The following is an 18,368-nucleotide window of genomic DNA, read 5'->3' on the forward strand; positions in this document are numbered from 1 at the left end:
CCTGTATAAAACCAGGGTCATTGAATGAAGGGCTCGCCTTTGAGCGAAAAATGCTTTATGCTACTTTTGCACTGGAGGATCGCAAGGAAGGCATGAATGCCTTTATTGAAAAACGACCGGCCAATTTCAATAATCGTTAATAAAAAAACGGACCAGGTCCGTTTTTGACCTATCAGGCATTTTATATACATGGACACGATTGAACACTCCCCCCAAAACACTGCATTAGCGGCCATTACCAGCCGCAAAAGCATCCGAGGCTTTCTGCCAGACGCCATTCCAGCACCAGTGTTACACACCCTGCTGCAAACTGCATCACGCGCCCCCAGTGGCAGCAATATCCAGCCCTGGAAAGTGCATGTTGTTTCGGGCCAGGCCCGCGATGCCTTATCTGCCGCCCTGCTTGATGCCTTCCATGCCAACACACCCAACCAATGCGAATACCAGTATTACCCCAAAGAATGGCGTGAACCCTATCTGGCCCGGCGTCGTGAAAACGGCTGGTCGCTTTACAATATTCTGGGTATCCAAAAAGGCGATAAAGCAGCCATGCAACGGCAGCATGCCCGCAATTTTGAATTTTTTGACGCACCCGTTGTCTTATTCGTGACGCTTGACAACAACATGGAACAAGGCAGCTGGCTGGATACCGGCATGTTCATACAAAACATCATGATTGCAGCCCGTGCCCTGGGCCTGCACACCTGTCCGCAGGTCGCGCTGGTCAATTACCCGGCCATTGTCAAACAGCATCTGTCTATTCCTGCAGAACAAACCCTGGTCTGTGGCATTTCACTTGGCTATGAAGATACGTCCAACCCTGCCAACAAATTGCAGACTACCCGGGTGCCTCTGGAGGAATTCGTGACTTTTCACGAGTAATCTTCAGGCAGAAATAATAAAGCTTCCAGGTCTATCGCCTGTTAATGGAAGTCGGTTGAAGACTTAAGGTACACTTTCATACTGTTTTTACAGATCTCCTTTTAATAACATGCAAACCACATGGAGACCCTTTGCCTGGGTCGGTGCCGCACTGTGTGCCGGCACCATGGGAACTGCACTTGCAAGCCCCCTCTATCCTTTTTACCAGCTACTGTGGGACCTGAAACCCAGCGAAATCACCTATATTTTCATTGCCTATATGGCAGGCGTCCTGGTTACCCTGCTTTTTCTGGGTAAAGTCACCGCCCACTACGGTTTTTTACCCGTCCTTAAAGGGGGATTGGTTTTTTCCATTATTGGCTTAGGCATTTCCTCCCTGGCCATTTCTCCGTTCCTGCTTGGTCTGGGGCGAGTAACCATAGGCATTGCCTCTGGCATGATCAGCACTTCTGCCATGCTTGGCATGAGTCAGGTTCTCCCGGCAAGCCATAAATCCAAGGCAGGACAGATTGCCTCCATGGTCAGTGTGGCGGGTTTTGGTTCGGGGCCGTTCATTAGTGGCTGGATAGCCCAGTTTCTACCCTATCCGCTGGTCACTCCCTATGTAACCGTCCTGATACCCAGTATTTTTATTCTTTATGGCTTGCGATCTGTCAGGCAGGAAATAAAAAGCAAGCCTGGGCGCCCTTCTTTCATGCCCAAACTTGAAGTACCGGCAGAGCCGACCCTTAAACCGCTCTTCCTGATTATTTCCATGACTGCCTTTGCCGCTTTTGGCCTGTTCAGCCTTTATGGCTCATTGGCGCCGTCTTTCCTTAAGGAAATGATCCCATGGAACGGTCCGGCTATTAGCGGTACGGCCATCGCTTCGGTCCTGTTCATCTCTGGCTGTACCCAGTTCATGCTCAGGTCCCTGCCCCTGCACAGGACTTTATACCTTGGCATGCTGTTTCTGTTACTGGCCTGCCTGGCACTGGGACTCACAATGAGCACCCATTCCACCCTGTTGTTTATTGTTGCCGATATCCTGGCCGGACTGGCCCACGGAGCCACCTTGCTGGCCACTTTTGGCCTTGTGGGACAACTCAGCACCGCTGAAAACCGTGGCCCCATTTTTTCCACTTACTTGTTTATTGGCTATCTGGGCACCATTTTACCCATTGTGTCGGTTGGACTACTGGCCGATGCTTTTGGCCTGTTATCGGCTGTTATTATATTTTGCGTCAGCATAAGCCTGCTCGCTCTGGGGCTGATCATCGGTAAACGCAGACTGGATCAATCGGTTCAATAATGCTCACTAAAAAGCAAAACCTGTGCGCCGGCCAGGCTGGCAGGCAGGTTTATGCTTTCTTGGTGGTACGAAAACCAAGCGCCCGGCCAGCGCCAGAAAAACTTATTGCGCGCTGTCAACTGTCTCATTGACAATGCTTTCGTGACTGACGCTAACGGATTGATTGTCAATACTGGACGAACTCACCACCTCTGTTGTTCCTGTAACCAGAGGAAGATTGGCAATGGTTTGATGCTGCAGGAAGAAGAGGGTTTTATTACGGTCCTCGCAAGGACCCACACAGCTTACCCGGGAATTTCTTTCTTCCAGTTTATCCTGCTCGAAGCCGCGGAATTTCAACTCATGATTATTATTGTTGTTGAACCCTACTTCCAGGGGCGGTGAATACTCGAAACTGGCTGCACCCGCAGGAATGGAGAGAAAGCCTGTTCCCAGAACAGCAAAGGCAGAAACAAATATTAAAGATTTTTTCATGCTGCACCTCCGAAAGGTAAAAACAGAAAAGCCTATTTATTAACCCCAATGGCCATTTCGTATAGAATACACTTAAACAATTGAAAAATATACTCTATTTTTGTTACCGGCTTACAATGAGAATGCGATGAACATGATCCCGATTTATACAATGCAGTCAGAACCGGAAGCGGCCGTTATTTCTTCACTCATGACAGCCTATAATATTCATTTTATTATTTCAGGTCGAGGATTCAGTTCCATGTATCCTGGTGCGATATCCAATAGCCTGAATGAACAGATTCTGATGGTTCGGGCCGACCAGGTTGAGCTGGCCAAAACCCTGCTTGAACCTTTTTTCAGCAGTTAGGAAATCCCATTGCACTGGCCACAGGCATGCCATGCCAACAAAGGCTCAACGTCAATCAAGATCACTTTTGTCAATTTCCTTCGGAATACCAATCGCCCGCTTTATAAGCTTCCAGGCAATCAAGCCAATACCCAAGAACAATACGCCCAATACAATGGCAAGTAGAAAATAGCTGAAATTACTCATGTTTTTCCTGGTGTTAGTGGCTTGTACCCCATTGTCCAAGCAGTTCTTTTATTTGTTCTCTTTCACAATTATTCCATAGTGCTGCAGCAAGTAACAGCCGGGCCTTGCGTGGACACAACCACTGCCCCATTAGAATACCATTTTTCTGCAGGTCTATTTCTGCACCTTTATAACCATACACGGCTTGGGTGGTACTACCCGCACCGGTTCTGGAGCAGACAATCACCGGTATCCGTTTGGCAGCCGCCACCAGCACATCCCGCAAGGACTCAGAGACATGGCCGGATCCGAAGCCGGCAATCACGACCCCTTGGCAAGCCTCATGCGCCAGAGCCAAAGAAAGTATGCCAGGGTCATCACTAAGCGTATGTTCCAGCAGCAACACTTTAGCCTTGAAGCTGGTTGGGATCGCCAATTGTGGCTTACGCACGGTTGGCCTGAAATACTGTACCTGCTTTTCAAGTACTACTCCTGCAGCACCAAATACCGGAGATGCAAAAGCATTAACCCGGCTTGAGTGGACTTTACGAACATGCCTTGCCTCGTGAATTTCATCATTCATGACAAGCAATACACCCCTGTTGGCAGATACCTGGCTGCTGGCAACAACTACCGAAGCCAGCAGATTGGCAGCACCATCGGCACCGGGTTCTTCGGGCGAACGCATTGCCCCCATTAATACCAGGGGTTCGGCATGACGCCAGAAAAGATCCATAAAAAAGGCGGATTCTTCAAGCGTATCGGTGCCCTGGGTAATAATGACGCCGTCAGCACCTTTTTCCACCTCTTTTTCGGCCCATGCCAGGCAACTGAAAAGATGGTCAAAACGAATGGAACCGCTAGGCAGTTTTTGCAAGGTCTGCAGGCTAAGGTCAGCCAGCCCGGCAAGGCCCGGCACACTTTCTGCCAATTCCCTGGCACCCAGCGTTGCGGTTACGCCCCCGGACTGGCTGGCCGTCATGCTAATGGTGCCACCCAAGGCGCCTATGGATATTCGTTTCTTGCTCATGCGGCTTCCTTGTTTGCCAAGGCTTAAATAAGACTGGCAATCGCCATGCCCACTTCAGTGGTATTGGCAGAGCCACCCAGGTCACGGAATTTGGGTCCCTGCACCAACACGGTTTCAATGGCAGCCATAATGGCGTCATGGGCCCGGGCGAAGGCCTCGTTCTGTTCACTGAAAAAATCAAGCATCATGGCACCTGACCAGATCATGGCAATCGGGTTGGCTATGTTTTGCCCGTAAATATCAGGGGCAGACCCGTGCACCGGCTCAAACAGCGACGGAAAGGTACGGTCTGGGTTCAGGTTGGCAGAAGGTGCCAGTCCAATCGTACCGGTACATGCCGGTCCAAGGTCGGACAGGATATCGCCAAACAGGTTGGACGCCACCACCACATCAAAGCGGTCGGGCTGTAGCACGAAACGGGCCGACAGGATGTCAATATGCTGCTTGTCCCACTGTACCTGCGGGTAGTCTTGCGCCATTAAGGCTACCCGCTCGTCCCAGTAAGGCATACTGATTGAAATGCCATTGGACTTGGTGGCTGCCGTTAATTTTTTACGCTCACGCCTGGTGGCCAGTTCAAACGCATATTTCAGAATGCGGTCAACGCCCTTACGGGTAAAAACCGATTCCTGCAAGACCAGTTCACGATCAGTGCCCTCAAACATTTTGCCACCCACCGACGAATATTCGCCTTCGGTATTTTCGCGCACAACCAGGAAATCAATATCTCCGGGCTGGCGATTGGCCAGCGGGCATGGCACACCGGGTAACAGCTTAACGGGACGCAAGTTGACATACTGGTCAAAATCACGCCGGAATTTCAGTAAAGAGCCCCACAGGGAAATGTGATCAGGCACGGTATCGGGCCAGCCTACGGCACCAAAATAAATGGCATCAAACTGCCGCAGGGTTTCAAACCAGTCGTCGGGCATCATTTTGCCGTGACGGGCATAATAATCGCAACTGGCCCATTCAAATTCTTCTATGTGCAAATCCAGCCCGAACTTTTCCTGTACCGCTTTCAATACGCGCAAGCCCTCGGGCATGACCTCCTTGCCAATACCATCTCCGGGAATGGCTGCAATCCTGATTTGTTTTGTCATTTTCATCCAGCAAAAAATAAATATTGTTATTTGTTTAAACTACATTAATTCATCCAACATATTACCCAGATAACAAGATCAATGGTATATGGCGTCTGACTTTCACATAAAAAACCTCCCGACCACCGGCTTGTGACAGACCGATCCCGGGAGATTTTTCATGGGTGAAAGAGGTATAAAATCGATTTTTACAATTTTTCGGTTTCACCCGATGTCGGTTTCCAGGTCAGGAAATATTTTTCAGTCAGGCTCACCAACAGATCAAGCAGCAAGGCAAATACCGTCAGTACGATGATGCCGGCGACCACCGTATTGATATCAAAGGTGCCCTCTGCCTGCAAAATAAGATAACCCACACCACTGGCAGACCCAAGATACTCACCTACCACGGCGCCGACAAACGCCAGGCCAACCGAGGCATGCAAACTTGAAAACACCCAACTGGTTGCCGATGGCAGATAAACATGGCGCAGCAATTGCTTGCGATTGGCACCCAGCATTTTTGCGTTATCAAGCAATGTGGGGCTAACTTCCTTGATGCCCTGGTACACGTTGAAAAACACGATAAAAAACACCAGGGTCACCGCCAGAGCCACCTTGGACCAGATACCCAGACCAAACCACATGGCAAAAATGGGAGCAAGAATGACCCTTGGCATGGAGTTGAGTGCTGTCAGGTAAGGATCAAGCACCAGGCTGGCTGTTTTGGAAAGCCCCAGCCATAAGCCAAAAAGCATCCCGAACACAGTACCGATGACAAATGCCAGCAATGTTTCTGAAAGCGTTATACCCAAGTGACGGTAAATATCACCGTCAACGACAAACCAGTTCCAGATGGACTCTGCCACACCAAGAGGCTGCCCAAAGAAAAATGCGACATTGTCGTTAAGTGAAGCGAAATACCAGGTACCCAGTATTACCGCCAGAATAATAATTTGCCACAAGCGGAAGTTGCGTGTGTTTGGTTTAATTGAATTCCACATGTCAAACCCGTTTCTGTTGATCATACCCTTTCAGGACTTCTTCGCGCAGGACATCCCAGATTGCCTTGTGCAATTCGGTAAAACGCGGATGAGAACGTACCTCAGCAACGTCTCTGGGGCGTGGCAGGTCAATCTTGAACTCACCAATGATATGCGTTCCCGGCCCAGCCGAAAGAATAACAACCCGGTCACTCATGGCAATGGCCTCATCCAGGTCATGGGTAATGAACAAAACGGCTTTGCGTTGGCTCATCCAGATTTCCAGCACTTCGTTTTCCATGAGTTGGCGGGTCTGGATATCAAGGGCTGAAAAGGGCTCATCCATCAGGATGATATCGGGATCACGAATCATGGTTTGGGCCAGCATGGCGCGTTTACGCATACCACCCGACATTTGATGGGGGTACTTGTTAACGGCATGTGACAAACCGACCCGTTGCAGCCAGTCCATGGCCTGTGCCCGCGCCTGTTCTTTGGGGACATTGGCAAATTCAAGGCCGGCCATCACATTTTCAATCGCACTGCGCCAAGGCATGAGTGCCTCACCCTGAAACATATACCCGGCCCGGTGATTGATGCCCTTCAAGGGTTGACCAAACACCCGGACCGAGCCTGCCGAAGGTTCAAGCAAGCCCGCCCCCACGTTAAGCAGGGTTGATTTGCCACAACCGGTAGGGCCCACTACGGATACAAATTCACCCGGTGCAATATGCAGGGTGGCGTCACGTAATGCGGTATATTTTTCGTTTTTGTTATCACGTGATACAAAAGTACACGTGATTTTATCCAATGATAATGCAGGTTCTGACATATTGAATTAAGTTGTTTGAGCTTTTGCAGCAAAATCGTTAGTCCAGCATTTGGACAAGTCAATTGCCTCAGCGTTAAAGTTTTTAATGTAACTGGCCAATGCTTTCAGGGCCGTTTCAGGACCTTTCTCATTTATCAGGCCATCGGGCGACAAGCCCTCGAAACTTTTGGTCAGGGCCAGCTTATACACGTCGGGATTACCCAAAAGATAATTTTCGGGCACAACCTTGATCACCTCATCGACGCCTGCCTGCTGGATCCATTTGTCGGCTTTTACAATGGCATTGGCCAAAGCCTGGACCGTATTGGGATTTTCATCAATAAAGCGTTGTGACGCATACAGGCAGCCTGAAGGCATGGGGCCGCCAAAAATATCTTCGGTAACCTGCAGGCTGCGGGTATCGGCAATAATCTGGATATCCCCCGCGTGATCAAGAATACTTAGTACCGGGTCTACGTTACTGATGGCATCAATTTGGCCTGAACGCAAGGCAGTAACGGCACCCGAGCCGGCTCCCACACCAATAATGGAAACATCGGAGTCTTTCAGGCCATGTTGTTTCAAGAAAAAACTAACCAGCATATTAGTGGATGAACCCGGTGCAGTGACACCGATTTTTTTACCTTTCAGGTCGGCCGGCGATTGGTAATCGGGCATGTTCTTTTTGGACACCGCCAGGCCAATCATGGGCGCACGCCCCTGCAGCACAAATGAACGGTAAAACTGCTTCTTGGTCTGCAGGTTGATAGTGTGTTCAAACGCACCTGAACAAACATCGGCACTGCCTCCGACCACGGCCTGTAAGGCTTTTGAACCACCGGCAAAGTCGGCGATTTTCACATTCAGGCCTTCTTCCTTGAAGTAGCCATTGATTTCGGCAATTGACAATGGCAGATAATACACCAGGGCCTGGCCACCTACCGCTATTGAGACGTCTGTTTTCTCGAGTTTTTTATTTTGGGCACGCGCCAAAGCAGGTACCATGGCAGCCAAACCGGAAACACTGGCAACTTTCATTAAATCACGACGGGAAATAGCCATTTTCAATCTCCTAGATGGTATTTTTATATAAAAACAAAAAAAAGAATTTACTGGTTTAGGGTAAAAACAATCACGGACTATTGTAGCAGAGCACTTTCCTGATCAAGTCGCGACATTCACGTCGTGGTTGAATCGGGTCATTTCTTGTCTGTACTTATAGTTAAATGCCCGATCCTCACGATTGCAAGTGGCCCTGTTTTCAGGCCGACAGGCTTTGCTTTTCTGCCACCCTGGAGAGGTGCCGGGAAATTGATGCAAAGTCATGCCCGCTGGGCGACTGGTGCAGGCGCAGTCCAAACTCGGGCACCACGGCAAAAATATGATCAAAAATATCAGACTGAATGCTTTCGTATTCAACCCAGACCACCGTATTGGTAAAGCAATAAATTTCAATCGGCAGCCCATCTTCGGTGGGTGCCAGCTGCCGGACCATAATCGTCATGTCTTTGCGAATATTGGCATGGTTGCGCAAAAACATTTCCAGATAGGCCCTGAAAGTGCCTATATTGGTCAAACGCCGTCCATTCAGGGCCGTACTCAGATCCCAGTTATGTTCCTGGTTGTATTGCTCTACCTCCCGGTTCTTTTCCAGAATATAATTGGCCAGCAAACGGCTTTTGGCCAGCTTTTTCATTTCAGTCTCACTGATGAAATTGATGCTGGTCACGTCAATATTAATAGACCGCTTGATACGACGCCCACCCGACTCCGACATCGCCCGCCAATTCTTGAACGAATCCGAAATAAGCGCATAAGTGGGAACTGTGGTGATCGTATTGTCCCAGTTCCTGACCTTGACGGTAGTCAGCCCAACATCTATCACCGCGCCATCGGCATTATATTTAGGCATCTCAAGCCAATCACCCAGCTTGAGCATATTATTGGCCGATAACTGTATGCCGGCCACCAACCCCAGAATAGGATCTTTGAAGACCAGCATCAAGACAGCCGTCATGGCACCCAGACCGCTAAGCAAAATAACCGGTGAACGGCCAATGAGCAGGGAAACAATGAAAATACCCACCGCAATGGATGCAACCAGCTTGATCGTCTGGAAAATTCCGTTTAAGGGAAGCTGTGTGGCCACCTGCTTTTTATAACACCAGTCCAGCAAAATATTCAGAATTGAAAACAGGGCGGCCAAGGCATAAATGTATATCCATATTTGCACGACTGCCAACATGCCATTCAGAAGCTTTCCCTGCAATAGCCATAAATTGGCCTGCAACCCCACCAGAATCCCCTGGATAAAATAAACAACCCGACTAAGCAGGCGGGACTGGCTTAACAACTGTAAAAACAAATAGGGCGATTTTTGCATTTGATTTCGCAAAAATCTAACCACTCCGTAATGCAGTATGAAGTGAATGATAACTGTTGTGAGAAGTATCAAACCCAGTGCGATCCAGGTGGCCTCGTTTTCCGTCACGTCATATTCCCAGGCCTTGAGCCAATAGGACAATGGTTCCAGCATGTCTTGTTCCTGTTTGTTTACGATAAATATTAAAAAAAATACCCCGATTAACGGGGCATGAACCTGAATATTAAACCATCTGGCCCAACAATATCAAACCGTCAGGATTTGTCCATCCCTGGCCACCTTCACATTCTCAGGCAAAGAGTCTGGATGATTCATGAGCCAATTATCCATTTCATGGCCAATATGGGTCAGCAGCAAAGTACCTATTGCCAGGCCATCACACATTTTCAGGGCCGTATTAAGGTCATTGTGATTACGCGGGGGAGTCTCACGGGGAGGATGGGAACAATCCACAATACAATAATCCAGCGACTGTTTTTGCAACCAGGCATATGTATCGTCCCCCAGACCAACCGTATCGGTCAGGTAGGCGATTTTTCCGTCTTCTTCCTCGAACAAATAGCCAAAACAGGGTTTTGAATGCACCAATGGCAAAGCCGTCACTTGCAATTTCTCACCCAGCTGGCGGGTTTCAAAGGCGCTAAAGGGCTGAGAAAAATCAAGAATACCTGGATGCCTGTATAAATCGGCAAAACCGGCCTCATCAAACGGGCCGTGCACGGAAATACGCATATCGACGCCCCAGCGCAAGTGCAACAAACCCTGGGCATGGTCGGCATGGTAATGTGTTTGCAAAATCCCGCTTAGGGTGCCCGGCGCAAAACGCTGGCATAAATCCATATGACCGCCATCCACCAGCCATTGGTCTGTCCCGCTTTGTACAAGCACACTGCTTGGTTTGCGCATAAACAGTTTATCCTGGCCTGCCCGCTGGCAAGCCGGACACTGGCAGTTATATACGGGAACCTGGGCAGTATCCCCAGTGCCCAGAAATGTCAATTTCATCAAATGCTCCAGAAAAAAATCTCGGCCTGCATGCCGGGTGAGAACGTCAAGATACCGGACCTCTCAGGATAAAAACGTACTCTTTTCAGATTGGATCCTGGCATTGCACCACGTTTCCAGTTTATCGCGCAACTGCTCAACCGCCAGCGACAAATCACCAGAGTTGTCCAAGAGAAAGAAACTGATTTGCCGCAAGGCAAGCTTGTTGTGCAATACCTGTTCCAGGCATCGGTTACGCTCTAAACGCAGGGTGATTTCCTGCAAAGACTCCCGTCCACGATTGATCAGACGCTGCCTGAGCAGCTCGGGCCTGACCGCAACCAGAACGATGATCACATCGGGGTATAACTGGCTTACATGGGTACAATAAGAACGTGAACCGTTAACCAGTACCGTTTTCCCTTCTCCCAGATGACGATCCAGGTCCTTTGGAATACCATAGGCCAATCCGTTGGCTCGCCAGCTCATGGCAAAACCGCCCTGGGCCTCGATTTGTTCAAATGATTGCATTGAAACCGAATCGGCCACCTCACCCGGCGAGTTTTCAGGGCGTGTGATGACCCGTTTCATAATGACGCAATCATGAGGCAAATCGTTGGCCAATGCCTGCAACAGACTATCTTTGCCACTACCTGAAGGCCCTACCATATAAACCAGTTTTCCCGCCATCAGAACACCCTGTTCCCTTCTCGCCAGACCTGCCGCACCACAAACTGGGAACCGGCCTGTGCCACATGAACAAGATCAGCCCGCAAGCCAAGCCTGATTTCACCACGATCATTCAAATTGGCCGCACGTGCGGGCAACAGGCTGATGGTGGCAACCGCCTTGGGCAAGTCATAGCCATTTTCCTGCTCACTAAGCTTTTTAACCGCCTGCAACAGGCTGGCCGGATAATAATCGCTGGAAAGAATATCCAGCACGCCATGACCGGCAAGATCTGATGCGGCAATATTGCCGGAATGGGAACCGCCACGCACAATATTCGGTGCCCCCATCAGCACTTTCATGCCCAACTGGTGGCTAAGCGCCGCGGCTTCATGCGTGGTGGGGAATTCGGCAATTTTCATGCCGAAACCGGCCGATTCCGTCACGTGTTCATGGGTGGCATCGTCATGGCTTGCCATCGAAAGGTTTTTTTCCTGGCAAATACCCGCAATCCTGCGACGATAGTCATCACTGTACTTTTCGGCATTAATGCGCTGACGAACAATGAAAGCTTCCATCTCGGTATCACTCAGGTGATACTTGCCCTGGTAATACTCGCGGTATTTCTCGTATTTCACGAACTGGCGCTGTCCGGGTGTATGGTCCATGAGAGAAACCAATTTGACCAGCTCATGATCAACCAGATTCTCGAATACCTCAAGAGTTTTTTCATGACTGACTTCACAACGCAAATGCAGCATGTGCTCTGCACGCGTATGACCATCCTGGTCAGCCTTGCCAATGGCCTCTACCATGCGAGGCAATTGCTGAAGACGGTTCCCTTTGGGGTTAACATCTCCAATCGACAGCGCATCAAACACGGTGGTGATACCGGATCCGATGATTTGGGCATCATGGGCCAGTACGGCGGAGTCTGATGGCCAATCCACGCCCGGACGGGGATTCATGTATTTTTCCAGGTTATCGGTATGCAACTCGATAAACCCCGGCATCAAATAGTCACCGTTCAAATCCTGGGCGGCGCAAAGGTTGCTGTGTGCTTCATCAATCTCGCAAATCAGGCCATCCCGAACCACTACCGTACCGGTAAAAATCTCATCGGCCATAACGACCTTTGCATTGGTGTAAATCTGCTCATGCGGCATGACTGGACTCCTGGGCATTCATGTCAATATAACGGTCGGCCACCACCTCGCGGGCAGCCTTGTCATGGAAAATACCAATGAGCGCTGAACCCGCCTGTTTGGCTTCGCCAATCAAGTCCAGCACTACCTGGCGGTTGACTTCATCCAGTGAAGCCGTGGGCTCATCCAGCAGCATAACCGGCCAGGTAACCATAAATCCCCTGGCAATATTGACCCGCTGTTGCTCACCCCCCGAGAAAGTGCCCGGTGCCAATGACCACAAGCGCTCGGGTATATTCAGGCGGCTTAGCAATTGGCGTGCTCTTTGTGCCGCTTTGTCTGCCGCCCAGCCCCTGGCCAGGGCCGGCTCCATGACCACATCCAGGCAAGTCACACGTGGAATCACCCGCAAAAATTGGCTGACATAGCCCATGGTTTCGCGGCGCACTGCCATAATCTGGCGCGGTTCAGCACCCACCATTTCAAACATCCGGTCCTGATGCAGGACACGAATGCTGCCACTGGCGGGCAAATAATTACCATATAGCGTGCGCATCAGGGTTGATTTACCTGCACCGGAATGACCGTTCAACACCACACACTCACCTGCACCCACATTAAAACTGATGTTCTTGAGCACATTCAACACAACGCCCTGCTGTTGATGCAAGGTAAACGTTTTATGTAAATTTTCAACTTCAATAATTGTTTGCATTGCATTCACCTTAAGGCTGTAAAACAGATGAAACCAGCAACTGGGTATAAGGATGCTGCGGATCATCAAGGATCTGGTCGGTCAGACCGCTTTCCACCACGCGGGAACGGCGCATCACCATCAGCCGGTCCGCCAGCAAACGGGCCACCGCCAAATCGTGCGTCACGATCACCACGGCAAGATCCAGTTCCCGCACCAGGCGACGCAGCAAATCAAGCAAACGGGCCTGCACCGAAACGTCCAGACCGCCAGTAGGCTCATCCATGAATACCAGTCGTGGGCTGGACACCAGATTGCGGGCAATCTGCAAACGTTGCTGCATGCCTCCTGAAAAGGTCCGTGGCAGGTCATCAATACGATTGGCATCAATTTCCACGTGCTGCAGCCAGTCCAGCGCTTCCTGGCGCAAGACCCCATAATTGCGCACACCCTGGGCCATCAGTCGCTCGCCAATATTGGCACCGGCCGAGACCCCCATGCGCAATCCGTCACGGGGATTCTGTTCAACAAATCCCCATTCGGTACGCAGCAGGGTACGGCGCTCGGCTTCACTGCTGCTGTATAAATCAATAATCTCGCCCTGCTGGCCCCGATACGTAATGACCCCATCCTGAGGCTGGCTACGTCCGGACAGAACACTTAACAGAGTGGATTTGCCCGAACCGGACTCACCAACGATGCCCAATACCTCGCCAGGATACAGGTCAAATGAAACGCCCTGGCAACCCTTTTCAGGTCCAAACAGGCGACTGATATTTTCAACTGACAGCAAAGGCTGATCCGGCACTGTCGCCGTCGTTTCCATGATTGAAGGCAAAGCAGCCATTATTGTTTCTCCTGCTGGGCAACCCGCTGGTTGCAGTAATCGGTATCCGAACAAACGAACTCACGGGTTCCGCTGTCATCGACAATAATCTCATCCAGATAGGAATGATCACTGCCACAAATGGCGCAGCTATGATCCCATTTTTGTATTTCAAAAGGATGATCATCAAAATCCAGACTGCTGACACGGGTGTAAGGCGGTACGGCATACAGTCGTTTTTCACGCCCTGCGCCAAACAGCATCAAGGCAGGACTCATGTCCAGTTTAGGGTTGTCAAACTTAGGAATCGGTGAAGGATCCATCACATAACGGTCATCCACCAAAACCGGATAGGCGTAAGCGGTGGCAATGTGACCATATTTGGCAATGTCTTCATATAGTTTTACATGCATGACACCGTAATCATTCAACGCGTGCATGGTTTTGGTTTCACTGTCAGAAGGCTCGATAAAGCGCAACGGCTCTGGAATGGGTACCTGATACACCATGATCTGGTCTTTCTTCAGTTCAGCCTCGGGGATACGATGGCGTGTCTGGATAATGGTTGCCGCTTCAGTCCTTTCGGTTGTCTGCACACCCGCCGTACGGGAAAAGAAGCGCCTGATCGACACTGCATTGGTCGTATCGTCGGCACCCTGGTCAATGACCTTGAGCACATCCTGTTCTCCAAGAACAGCGGCTGTAACCTGCATGCCGCCGGTACCCCAACCATAAGGCAACGGCATCTCACGTCCGCCAAAGGGAACCTGATAGCCAGGAATGGCAACCGCCTTGAGCAGGCCGCGACGAATCATGCGTTTGGTTTGCTCATCCAGATAGGCAAAGTTATAACCTTCTGTCAGCCCCTGCTGAACCTGTTTTTCCGATCCGGTCATCATGCCCGTTTCTCCTGTATGGAATACTCTTCATCTTCTGCCTGATCCTGCGCATGCATTTTTCGGATCAATTCCAGTTCTGACTGGAAGTCGACATAGTGTGGAAGCTTTAAGTGTGAAACAAATCCGGCAGCTTCAACATTATCACAATGCATCAGCACGAACTCTTCCTGCTGGGCCGGTGAAGTGATTTCCTCGCCCAGTTCTTCGGCACACAGGGCCCGGTCTACCAGGGCCATGCTCATGGCTTTGCGTTCGTTATAGCCAAACGCCAATCCGTAGCCACGGGTAAACTGGGCAGGTTCGGTTTTTGATCCAACAAACTGGTTCACCATTTCACATTCGGTTATTTCAATATCACCCAGCGGCACGGCAAAATCCAGCTCTTCGGGCTCTATCCAGACTTCGGTAAAACCAATGCGAATCTCTCCGGCAAAAGGGTGATTACGGCCATAACCACGCTGGGTGGAGTACGCCAGTGCCATCATGAATCCCTCGTCACCCCGGGCAAGCGCCTGCAAGCGCTGCATGCGATTGGTAGGAAAGTCCAGCGGTTCACGGGTAATGTCAGGCACCTCGGCACGGGTATTTTTTTCAACCCGCATCAGGCCTTCCTTCTCAAGCATTTCCAGCACACGCGGGCAAGGCTCTGCCTGCAGATCTTCCTGCGCCGGGGCTGGCAGCTCATTGCCCTCTGCCATGAGGGCGAAGTCCAGTAAACGGTGGGTATAGTCAAAGGTAGGGCCTAACAATTGGCCACCCGGCAAGTCCTTGTAGGTCGCGGAAATACGGCGTTCCATTTGCATTTCACCGGTTTGCAGCGGCACAGAAGCGGCAAAACGGGGCAAAGTGGTACGGTAAGCGCGCAACAGGAAAATGGCTTCCAGCAAATCACCGGCTGATTGTTTGATCGACAGTGCAGCCAGCTCCTCGTCGTAGAGCGAACCTTCGGTCATGACCCGCGCAACAGCCATGGACATTTGCCCCCGGATCTGTTCAACACCCAGTTCAGGAATATCAGTTGAACCACGCCGCTTTTTGGCCAGCAGGTGGTGGGCATGGTCGATGGCTTTTTCGCCACCTTTTACGGCAACATACATGATTAATTCTCCTGCTGAAAGTTGACTTGCGTGCTGCGGGGCAAGGCCATGATCCGCTCACCGGCAATAAAATACATATCAATACCGCAGGGAAATTTCGTGACGGCCTGGCGGTTTTGCCAGAAAACCGTTTCTACCGGCAAGGCAACCTCTCTCTGGGTTTCAATACCCGGACCTTGCCAGATCGTGGTCTGGCCACCGTCCAATGAGCACAGCTGAATCAGGGCCGTACATGAAAGCTCGGGATCCCGGTCAGTACCGTTATTGAACAGCGTGATATATTCCGCCTCGGATGCCTGCAACAGGGCAAAGTCGGCTTCCTGCGCTTGCCCGGTAATAGGGCAGGCACAATGAAAAGCCAGGTTCGCCCTGACGGCGGGCGTATCCAGTGAAGGACTCAACCAGACCGTGGTGTCACTGTCAAGCAAAGTCAGTGCCAGTGCATAAGTGGCTGGCGCCAGGCTATCCAGTTCTGCCACCAGTCCCAGGTCATGACTCAGGCCAGGCTCGGAAATAGCCTTGAGCGCGATACGGAAACCCTGCTGGGCACTATCAACCGGATTCTCAAAAGCCGGTCTCAAATACTGTGAATTCATTGCTTAATCTCCGCGAACCATCGTAAAGAAATTAACCTTGGAAGCTGCAATGTCAGCCTCCCTTTGCAGGCGTTTGTGTTGTTGCTGCCGTTGCAACGGGCGCACCAGCGTTTCCATCCAGCGCTCCTGCTCCTGCCCTTGCAAGTGGGCATCCGCCAACGCGGCCAGTTCGGCATGCTGCTTGTTGCGTCCGGCAATGTAGCTATAACCGGTACTGCCATCATCCAGGCGCACCACACAACGGGTAACCGTCATTTCGCCCACATTGAATGCTTGCCCGGTACCACCGGCCCGGCCACGCACCATCACCATGCCGGTTTCCGGTGCGCGGATACGACGGTAAGTGGCGGCAGTCAGTTCTGCCTCAAAAGACATCAATGCATCACCGGCCCTGGCCAGTACCTGCATCCATTGCTGACGCAAGGTTGTGTTTGCTTGAGCTGTCATGCTCGTTAACTCCATTAATAAACACTTGATATTGAAAGTGATCGGCACGGCTGACGGAAAAAGACAATTCCATTGGCCTGCCATGCTGATCCCTGGATAAGGTCTGGACGGTCAGCACCGGCTGCTGATGGGATATCAGCAAGCGACTGGCTTCATCCACGGTAGGCATGCGTGCACCAATCAGGCTGAAAACCCTGACCAGTTCACACCCCCTTTGCTGCAAATAGGCGCGCATTGACCCCTTGGCATAATCCTTCAGCAAAAAGGCATACTGTTGCGAAAAAAAATGACTGATCAGGCTGACCGGTTGATCCTCGATCAGCCTGAGGGTTTTATATTCAAGAACATTCTCATCTTCCTTCAACTGAAGGTGTTTGACTTCATCGGCATTGGCAATACGCTGGTAAACCTTCAACAAACGGGCTTCGGAACTGTATCCCATGGCACTGAAAGATTCGCTGTAAGCACTGTCGGCACGAACCGGATACAGCATGGGCCGGTTCAGGACCTGGGTACCTTTACCCTTGATGCGAATCACGCTACCTTCCTGGGCCAGGATATCCAGTGCCCTGCGAATCGTATGCCGGTTAACCCCAAAACGTCTGGCCAGCGGCAACTCGCCAGGCAGCAGATCTCCTGCCTGATAAATAGACAGTTCCGCCCTGAGCGTGGCTGCCAATGTCAAATAAACCGGACCTTCTTGTCTAGACAAGTTCATAATTGAAAAAGGGCAGCTCACTGCCCATTACCCTTTAGATGAAAAAACGGCGTAATCGCTGTGAAATCATGTCAATAAGGCTGACGGCAACAATAATGATTAACAAAATAGCTGCACTTTGCCCAAACTGAAAGCCACGGATAGCTTCCCACAGCAGTACTCCGATACCACCCGCACCCACCATACCCACCACCGTTGCAGAACGCACATTTGATTCAAAACGGTACAGGATGTAGGAAATCCACAAGGGCAATACCTGAGGTATGACCCCAAAAATCACTTCTTGCAAGGCACTCGCACCTGTCGCACGCACTCCTTCAACCGGACCGGGATCAATTGACTCCACGGCTTCGGCGAACAGCTTGGCCAGTACCCCTGTGGTTCCCAGAAATAAAGCAAGGGTCCCCGCAAAAGGACCTAAGCCAACCGCCACCACAAACAACATGGCAAAAACCATATCATTAATAGAGCGCAAGGCGTCCATCAAACGACGTACCGGCTGATAGACCCACCAGGGCACAATATTGGCCGAAGAAAGAATACCCAGCGGAATGCCACAAATAACGGCCAGGACAGTCCCCCAAACGGCAATTTGGATCGTTACCAGCATTTCACTCAGGAACAGACGCCAATCGGAAAAATCCGGTGGAAAAAAATCGGCAGCAAATTCTGCCATATTCCCGGAATCTTCCCATAACAGGCGGGGATTCATTTCAGCACCTTCCCAGGCCCAGGCAAGGAAAGCCAGAAACAAGCCCCATCCCAGCAACTGCATCAGGGAATTACGTTGAGGTTTTTGCAAACTGATTTGTGAAGTAAGTGTTGTCATATCTTTTCTGTATC

23 protein-coding genes are annotated in these 18,368 nt (G+C 50.7%); 4 read left to right on the forward strand and 19 right to left on the reverse strand.

Going from position 1 to position 18,368, the window contains the following annotated elements; genetic code table 11:
- The first annotated feature begins 20 nt into the window (after positions 1 to 20).
- The 3 genes from IE074_RS08160 to IE074_RS08170 all read left to right on the forward strand — a co-directional run bounded on the left by IE074_RS08160 (position 21) and on the right by IE074_RS08170 (position 2,173).
- Positions 21 to 140 (forward strand): enoyl-CoA hydratase-related protein, encoded by a 120-nt coding sequence (locus IE074_RS08160; RefSeq protein WP_373297793.1) that lies wholly within the window; start codon positions 21 to 23, stop codon positions 138 to 140.
- A 49-nt stretch (positions 141 to 189) separates the two neighbouring features.
- Positions 190 to 882 (forward strand): nitroreductase, encoded by a 693-nt coding sequence (locus IE074_RS08165; protein WP_189384983.1) that lies wholly within the window; start codon positions 190 to 192, stop codon positions 880 to 882.
- A 109-nt stretch (positions 883 to 991) separates the two neighbouring features.
- Positions 992 to 2,173: an MFS transporter gene (locus tag IE074_RS08170; RefSeq protein WP_189384984.1), complete on the forward strand. Its 1,182-nt coding sequence runs from the start codon at positions 992 to 994 to the stop codon at positions 2,171 to 2,173.
- A gap of 102 nt (positions 2,174 to 2,275) precedes the next feature.
- On the opposite strand, the gene IE074_RS08175 is transcribed toward IE074_RS08170, so the two are convergent.
- Positions 2,276 to 2,647 (reverse strand): hypothetical protein, encoded by a 372-nt coding sequence (locus IE074_RS08175; RefSeq protein ID WP_189384985.1) that lies wholly within the window; start codon positions 2,645 to 2,647, stop codon positions 2,276 to 2,278.
- A 127-nt stretch (positions 2,648 to 2,774) separates the two neighbouring features.
- On the opposite strand from IE074_RS08175, the gene IE074_RS08180 reads away from it, so the two are divergent.
- Positions 2,775 to 2,996 carry a putative signal transducing protein gene (locus IE074_RS08180; RefSeq protein ID WP_189384986.1) on the forward strand — a complete coding sequence of 74 codons (222 nt, stop codon included), beginning with the start codon at positions 2,775 to 2,777 and terminating at the stop codon, positions 2,994 to 2,996.
- 51 nt (positions 2,997 to 3,047) lie between these two features.
- Here the strand turns inward: IE074_RS08180 and IE074_RS14975 are convergent, their stop codons facing one another.
- The 18 genes from IE074_RS14975 to phnE form a co-directional block, all read right to left on the reverse strand.
- The gene (locus tag IE074_RS14975) at positions 3,048 to 3,182 is read right to left on the reverse strand and encodes a hypothetical protein (protein WP_268247310.1); all 135 of its coding nucleotides are present in this window, start codon (positions 3,180 to 3,182) and stop codon (positions 3,048 to 3,050) included.
- A gap of 13 nt (positions 3,183 to 3,195) precedes the next feature.
- Complete coding sequence (locus IE074_RS08185; RefSeq protein WP_189384987.1) at positions 3,196 to 4,191, reverse strand: asparaginase; 996 nt, start codon at positions 4,189 to 4,191, stop codon at positions 3,196 to 3,198.
- A gap of 23 nt (positions 4,192 to 4,214) precedes the next feature.
- Complete coding sequence (locus tag IE074_RS08190) at positions 4,215 to 5,294, reverse strand: tartrate dehydrogenase (RefSeq protein WP_189384988.1); 1,080 nt, start codon at positions 5,292 to 5,294, stop codon at positions 4,215 to 4,217.
- 188 nt (positions 5,295 to 5,482) lie between these two features.
- A complete protein-coding gene (locus tag IE074_RS08195) occupies positions 5,483 to 6,277 on the reverse strand; it encodes an ABC transporter permease (protein ID WP_189384989.1) in 795 nt (264 codons plus the stop codon).
- Position 6,278: 1 nt separating this feature from the next.
- Positions 6,279 to 7,088 carry an ABC transporter ATP-binding protein gene (locus tag IE074_RS08200; RefSeq protein WP_189384990.1) on the reverse strand — a complete coding sequence of 270 codons (810 nt, stop codon included), beginning with the start codon at positions 7,086 to 7,088 and terminating at the stop codon, positions 6,279 to 6,281.
- Positions 7,089 to 7,094: 6 nt separating this feature from the next.
- Complete coding sequence (locus IE074_RS08205) at positions 7,095 to 8,129, reverse strand: ABC transporter substrate-binding protein (RefSeq protein WP_189384991.1); 1,035 nt, start codon at positions 8,127 to 8,129, stop codon at positions 7,095 to 7,097.
- A 199-nt stretch (positions 8,130 to 8,328) separates the two neighbouring features.
- The gene (locus tag IE074_RS08210; protein ID WP_189384992.1) at positions 8,329 to 9,603 is read right to left on the reverse strand and encodes a mechanosensitive ion channel family protein; all 1,275 of its coding nucleotides are present in this window, start codon (positions 9,601 to 9,603) and stop codon (positions 8,329 to 8,331) included.
- A gap of 93 nt (positions 9,604 to 9,696) precedes the next feature.
- A complete protein-coding gene (gene phnP / locus IE074_RS08215; RefSeq protein ID WP_189384993.1) occupies positions 9,697 to 10,455 on the reverse strand; it encodes a phosphonate metabolism protein PhnP in 759 nt (252 codons plus the stop codon).
- Positions 10,456 to 10,518: 63 nt separating this feature from the next.
- Positions 10,519 to 11,124 carry a phosphonate metabolism protein/1,5-bisphosphokinase (PRPP-forming) PhnN gene (phnN, locus tag IE074_RS08220; protein WP_189384994.1) on the reverse strand — a complete coding sequence of 202 codons (606 nt, stop codon included), beginning with the start codon at positions 11,122 to 11,124 and terminating at the stop codon, positions 10,519 to 10,521.
- Entirely contained in the window at positions 11,124 to 12,269 is a 1,146-nt protein-coding gene (locus IE074_RS08225; protein WP_189384995.1) for an alpha-D-ribose 1-methylphosphonate 5-triphosphate diphosphatase, read from the reverse strand. Before IE074_RS08225 ends, phnN begins: the two co-directional genes overlap by 1 nt.
- Positions 12,259 to 12,963 carry a phosphonate C-P lyase system protein PhnL gene (phnL, locus tag IE074_RS08230; RefSeq protein ID WP_189384996.1) on the reverse strand — a complete coding sequence of 235 codons (705 nt, stop codon included), beginning with the start codon at positions 12,961 to 12,963 and terminating at the stop codon, positions 12,259 to 12,261. Before phnL ends, IE074_RS08225 begins: the two co-directional genes overlap by 11 nt.
- Positions 12,964 to 12,973: 10 nt before the next feature.
- Positions 12,974 to 13,789, reverse strand: coding sequence for a phosphonate C-P lyase system protein PhnK (gene phnK, locus IE074_RS08235; RefSeq protein ID WP_189384997.1), 816 nt, complete (start codon positions 13,787 to 13,789; stop codon positions 12,974 to 12,976).
- Positions 13,789 to 14,667, reverse strand: a complete 879-nt coding sequence (locus IE074_RS08240) for an alpha-D-ribose 1-methylphosphonate 5-phosphate C-P-lyase PhnJ (RefSeq protein WP_373297794.1) — start codon at positions 14,665 to 14,667, stop codon at positions 13,789 to 13,791. The genes phnK and IE074_RS08240 overlap by 1 nt, the downstream gene beginning before the upstream one ends.
- Positions 14,664 to 15,764, reverse strand: coding sequence for a carbon-phosphorus lyase complex subunit (locus tag IE074_RS08245; protein WP_189384998.1), 1,101 nt, complete (start codon positions 15,762 to 15,764; stop codon positions 14,664 to 14,666). The genes IE074_RS08240 and IE074_RS08245 overlap by 4 nt, the downstream gene beginning before the upstream one ends.
- Positions 15,765 to 15,766: 2 nt before the next feature.
- A complete protein-coding gene (gene phnH, locus IE074_RS08250; protein WP_189384999.1) occupies positions 15,767 to 16,360 on the reverse strand; it encodes a phosphonate C-P lyase system protein PhnH in 594 nt (197 codons plus the stop codon).
- Between the two features lie 3 nt (positions 16,361 to 16,363).
- Positions 16,364 to 16,807, reverse strand: a complete 444-nt coding sequence (gene phnG / locus IE074_RS08255) for a phosphonate C-P lyase system protein PhnG (RefSeq protein WP_189385000.1) — start codon at positions 16,805 to 16,807, stop codon at positions 16,364 to 16,366.
- The gene (gene phnF, locus IE074_RS08260) at positions 16,743 to 17,519 is read right to left on the reverse strand and encodes a phosphonate metabolism transcriptional regulator PhnF (protein ID WP_373297795.1); all 777 of its coding nucleotides are present in this window, start codon (positions 17,517 to 17,519) and stop codon (positions 16,743 to 16,745) included. Before phnF ends, phnG begins: the two co-directional genes overlap by 65 nt.
- A 40-nt stretch (positions 17,520 to 17,559) precedes the next feature.
- Positions 17,560 to 18,354, reverse strand: a complete 795-nt coding sequence (gene phnE, locus IE074_RS08265) for a phosphonate ABC transporter, permease protein PhnE (protein ID WP_189385002.1) — start codon at positions 18,352 to 18,354, stop codon at positions 17,560 to 17,562.
- Positions 18,355 to 18,368 lie beyond the last annotated feature (14 nt).

Origin of the sequence: Advenella faeciporci, assembly GCF_014652395.1 — a bacterium.
GTDB classification, from domain to species: Bacteria; Pseudomonadota; Gammaproteobacteria; order Burkholderiales; family Burkholderiaceae_B; genus Advenella; species Advenella faeciporci.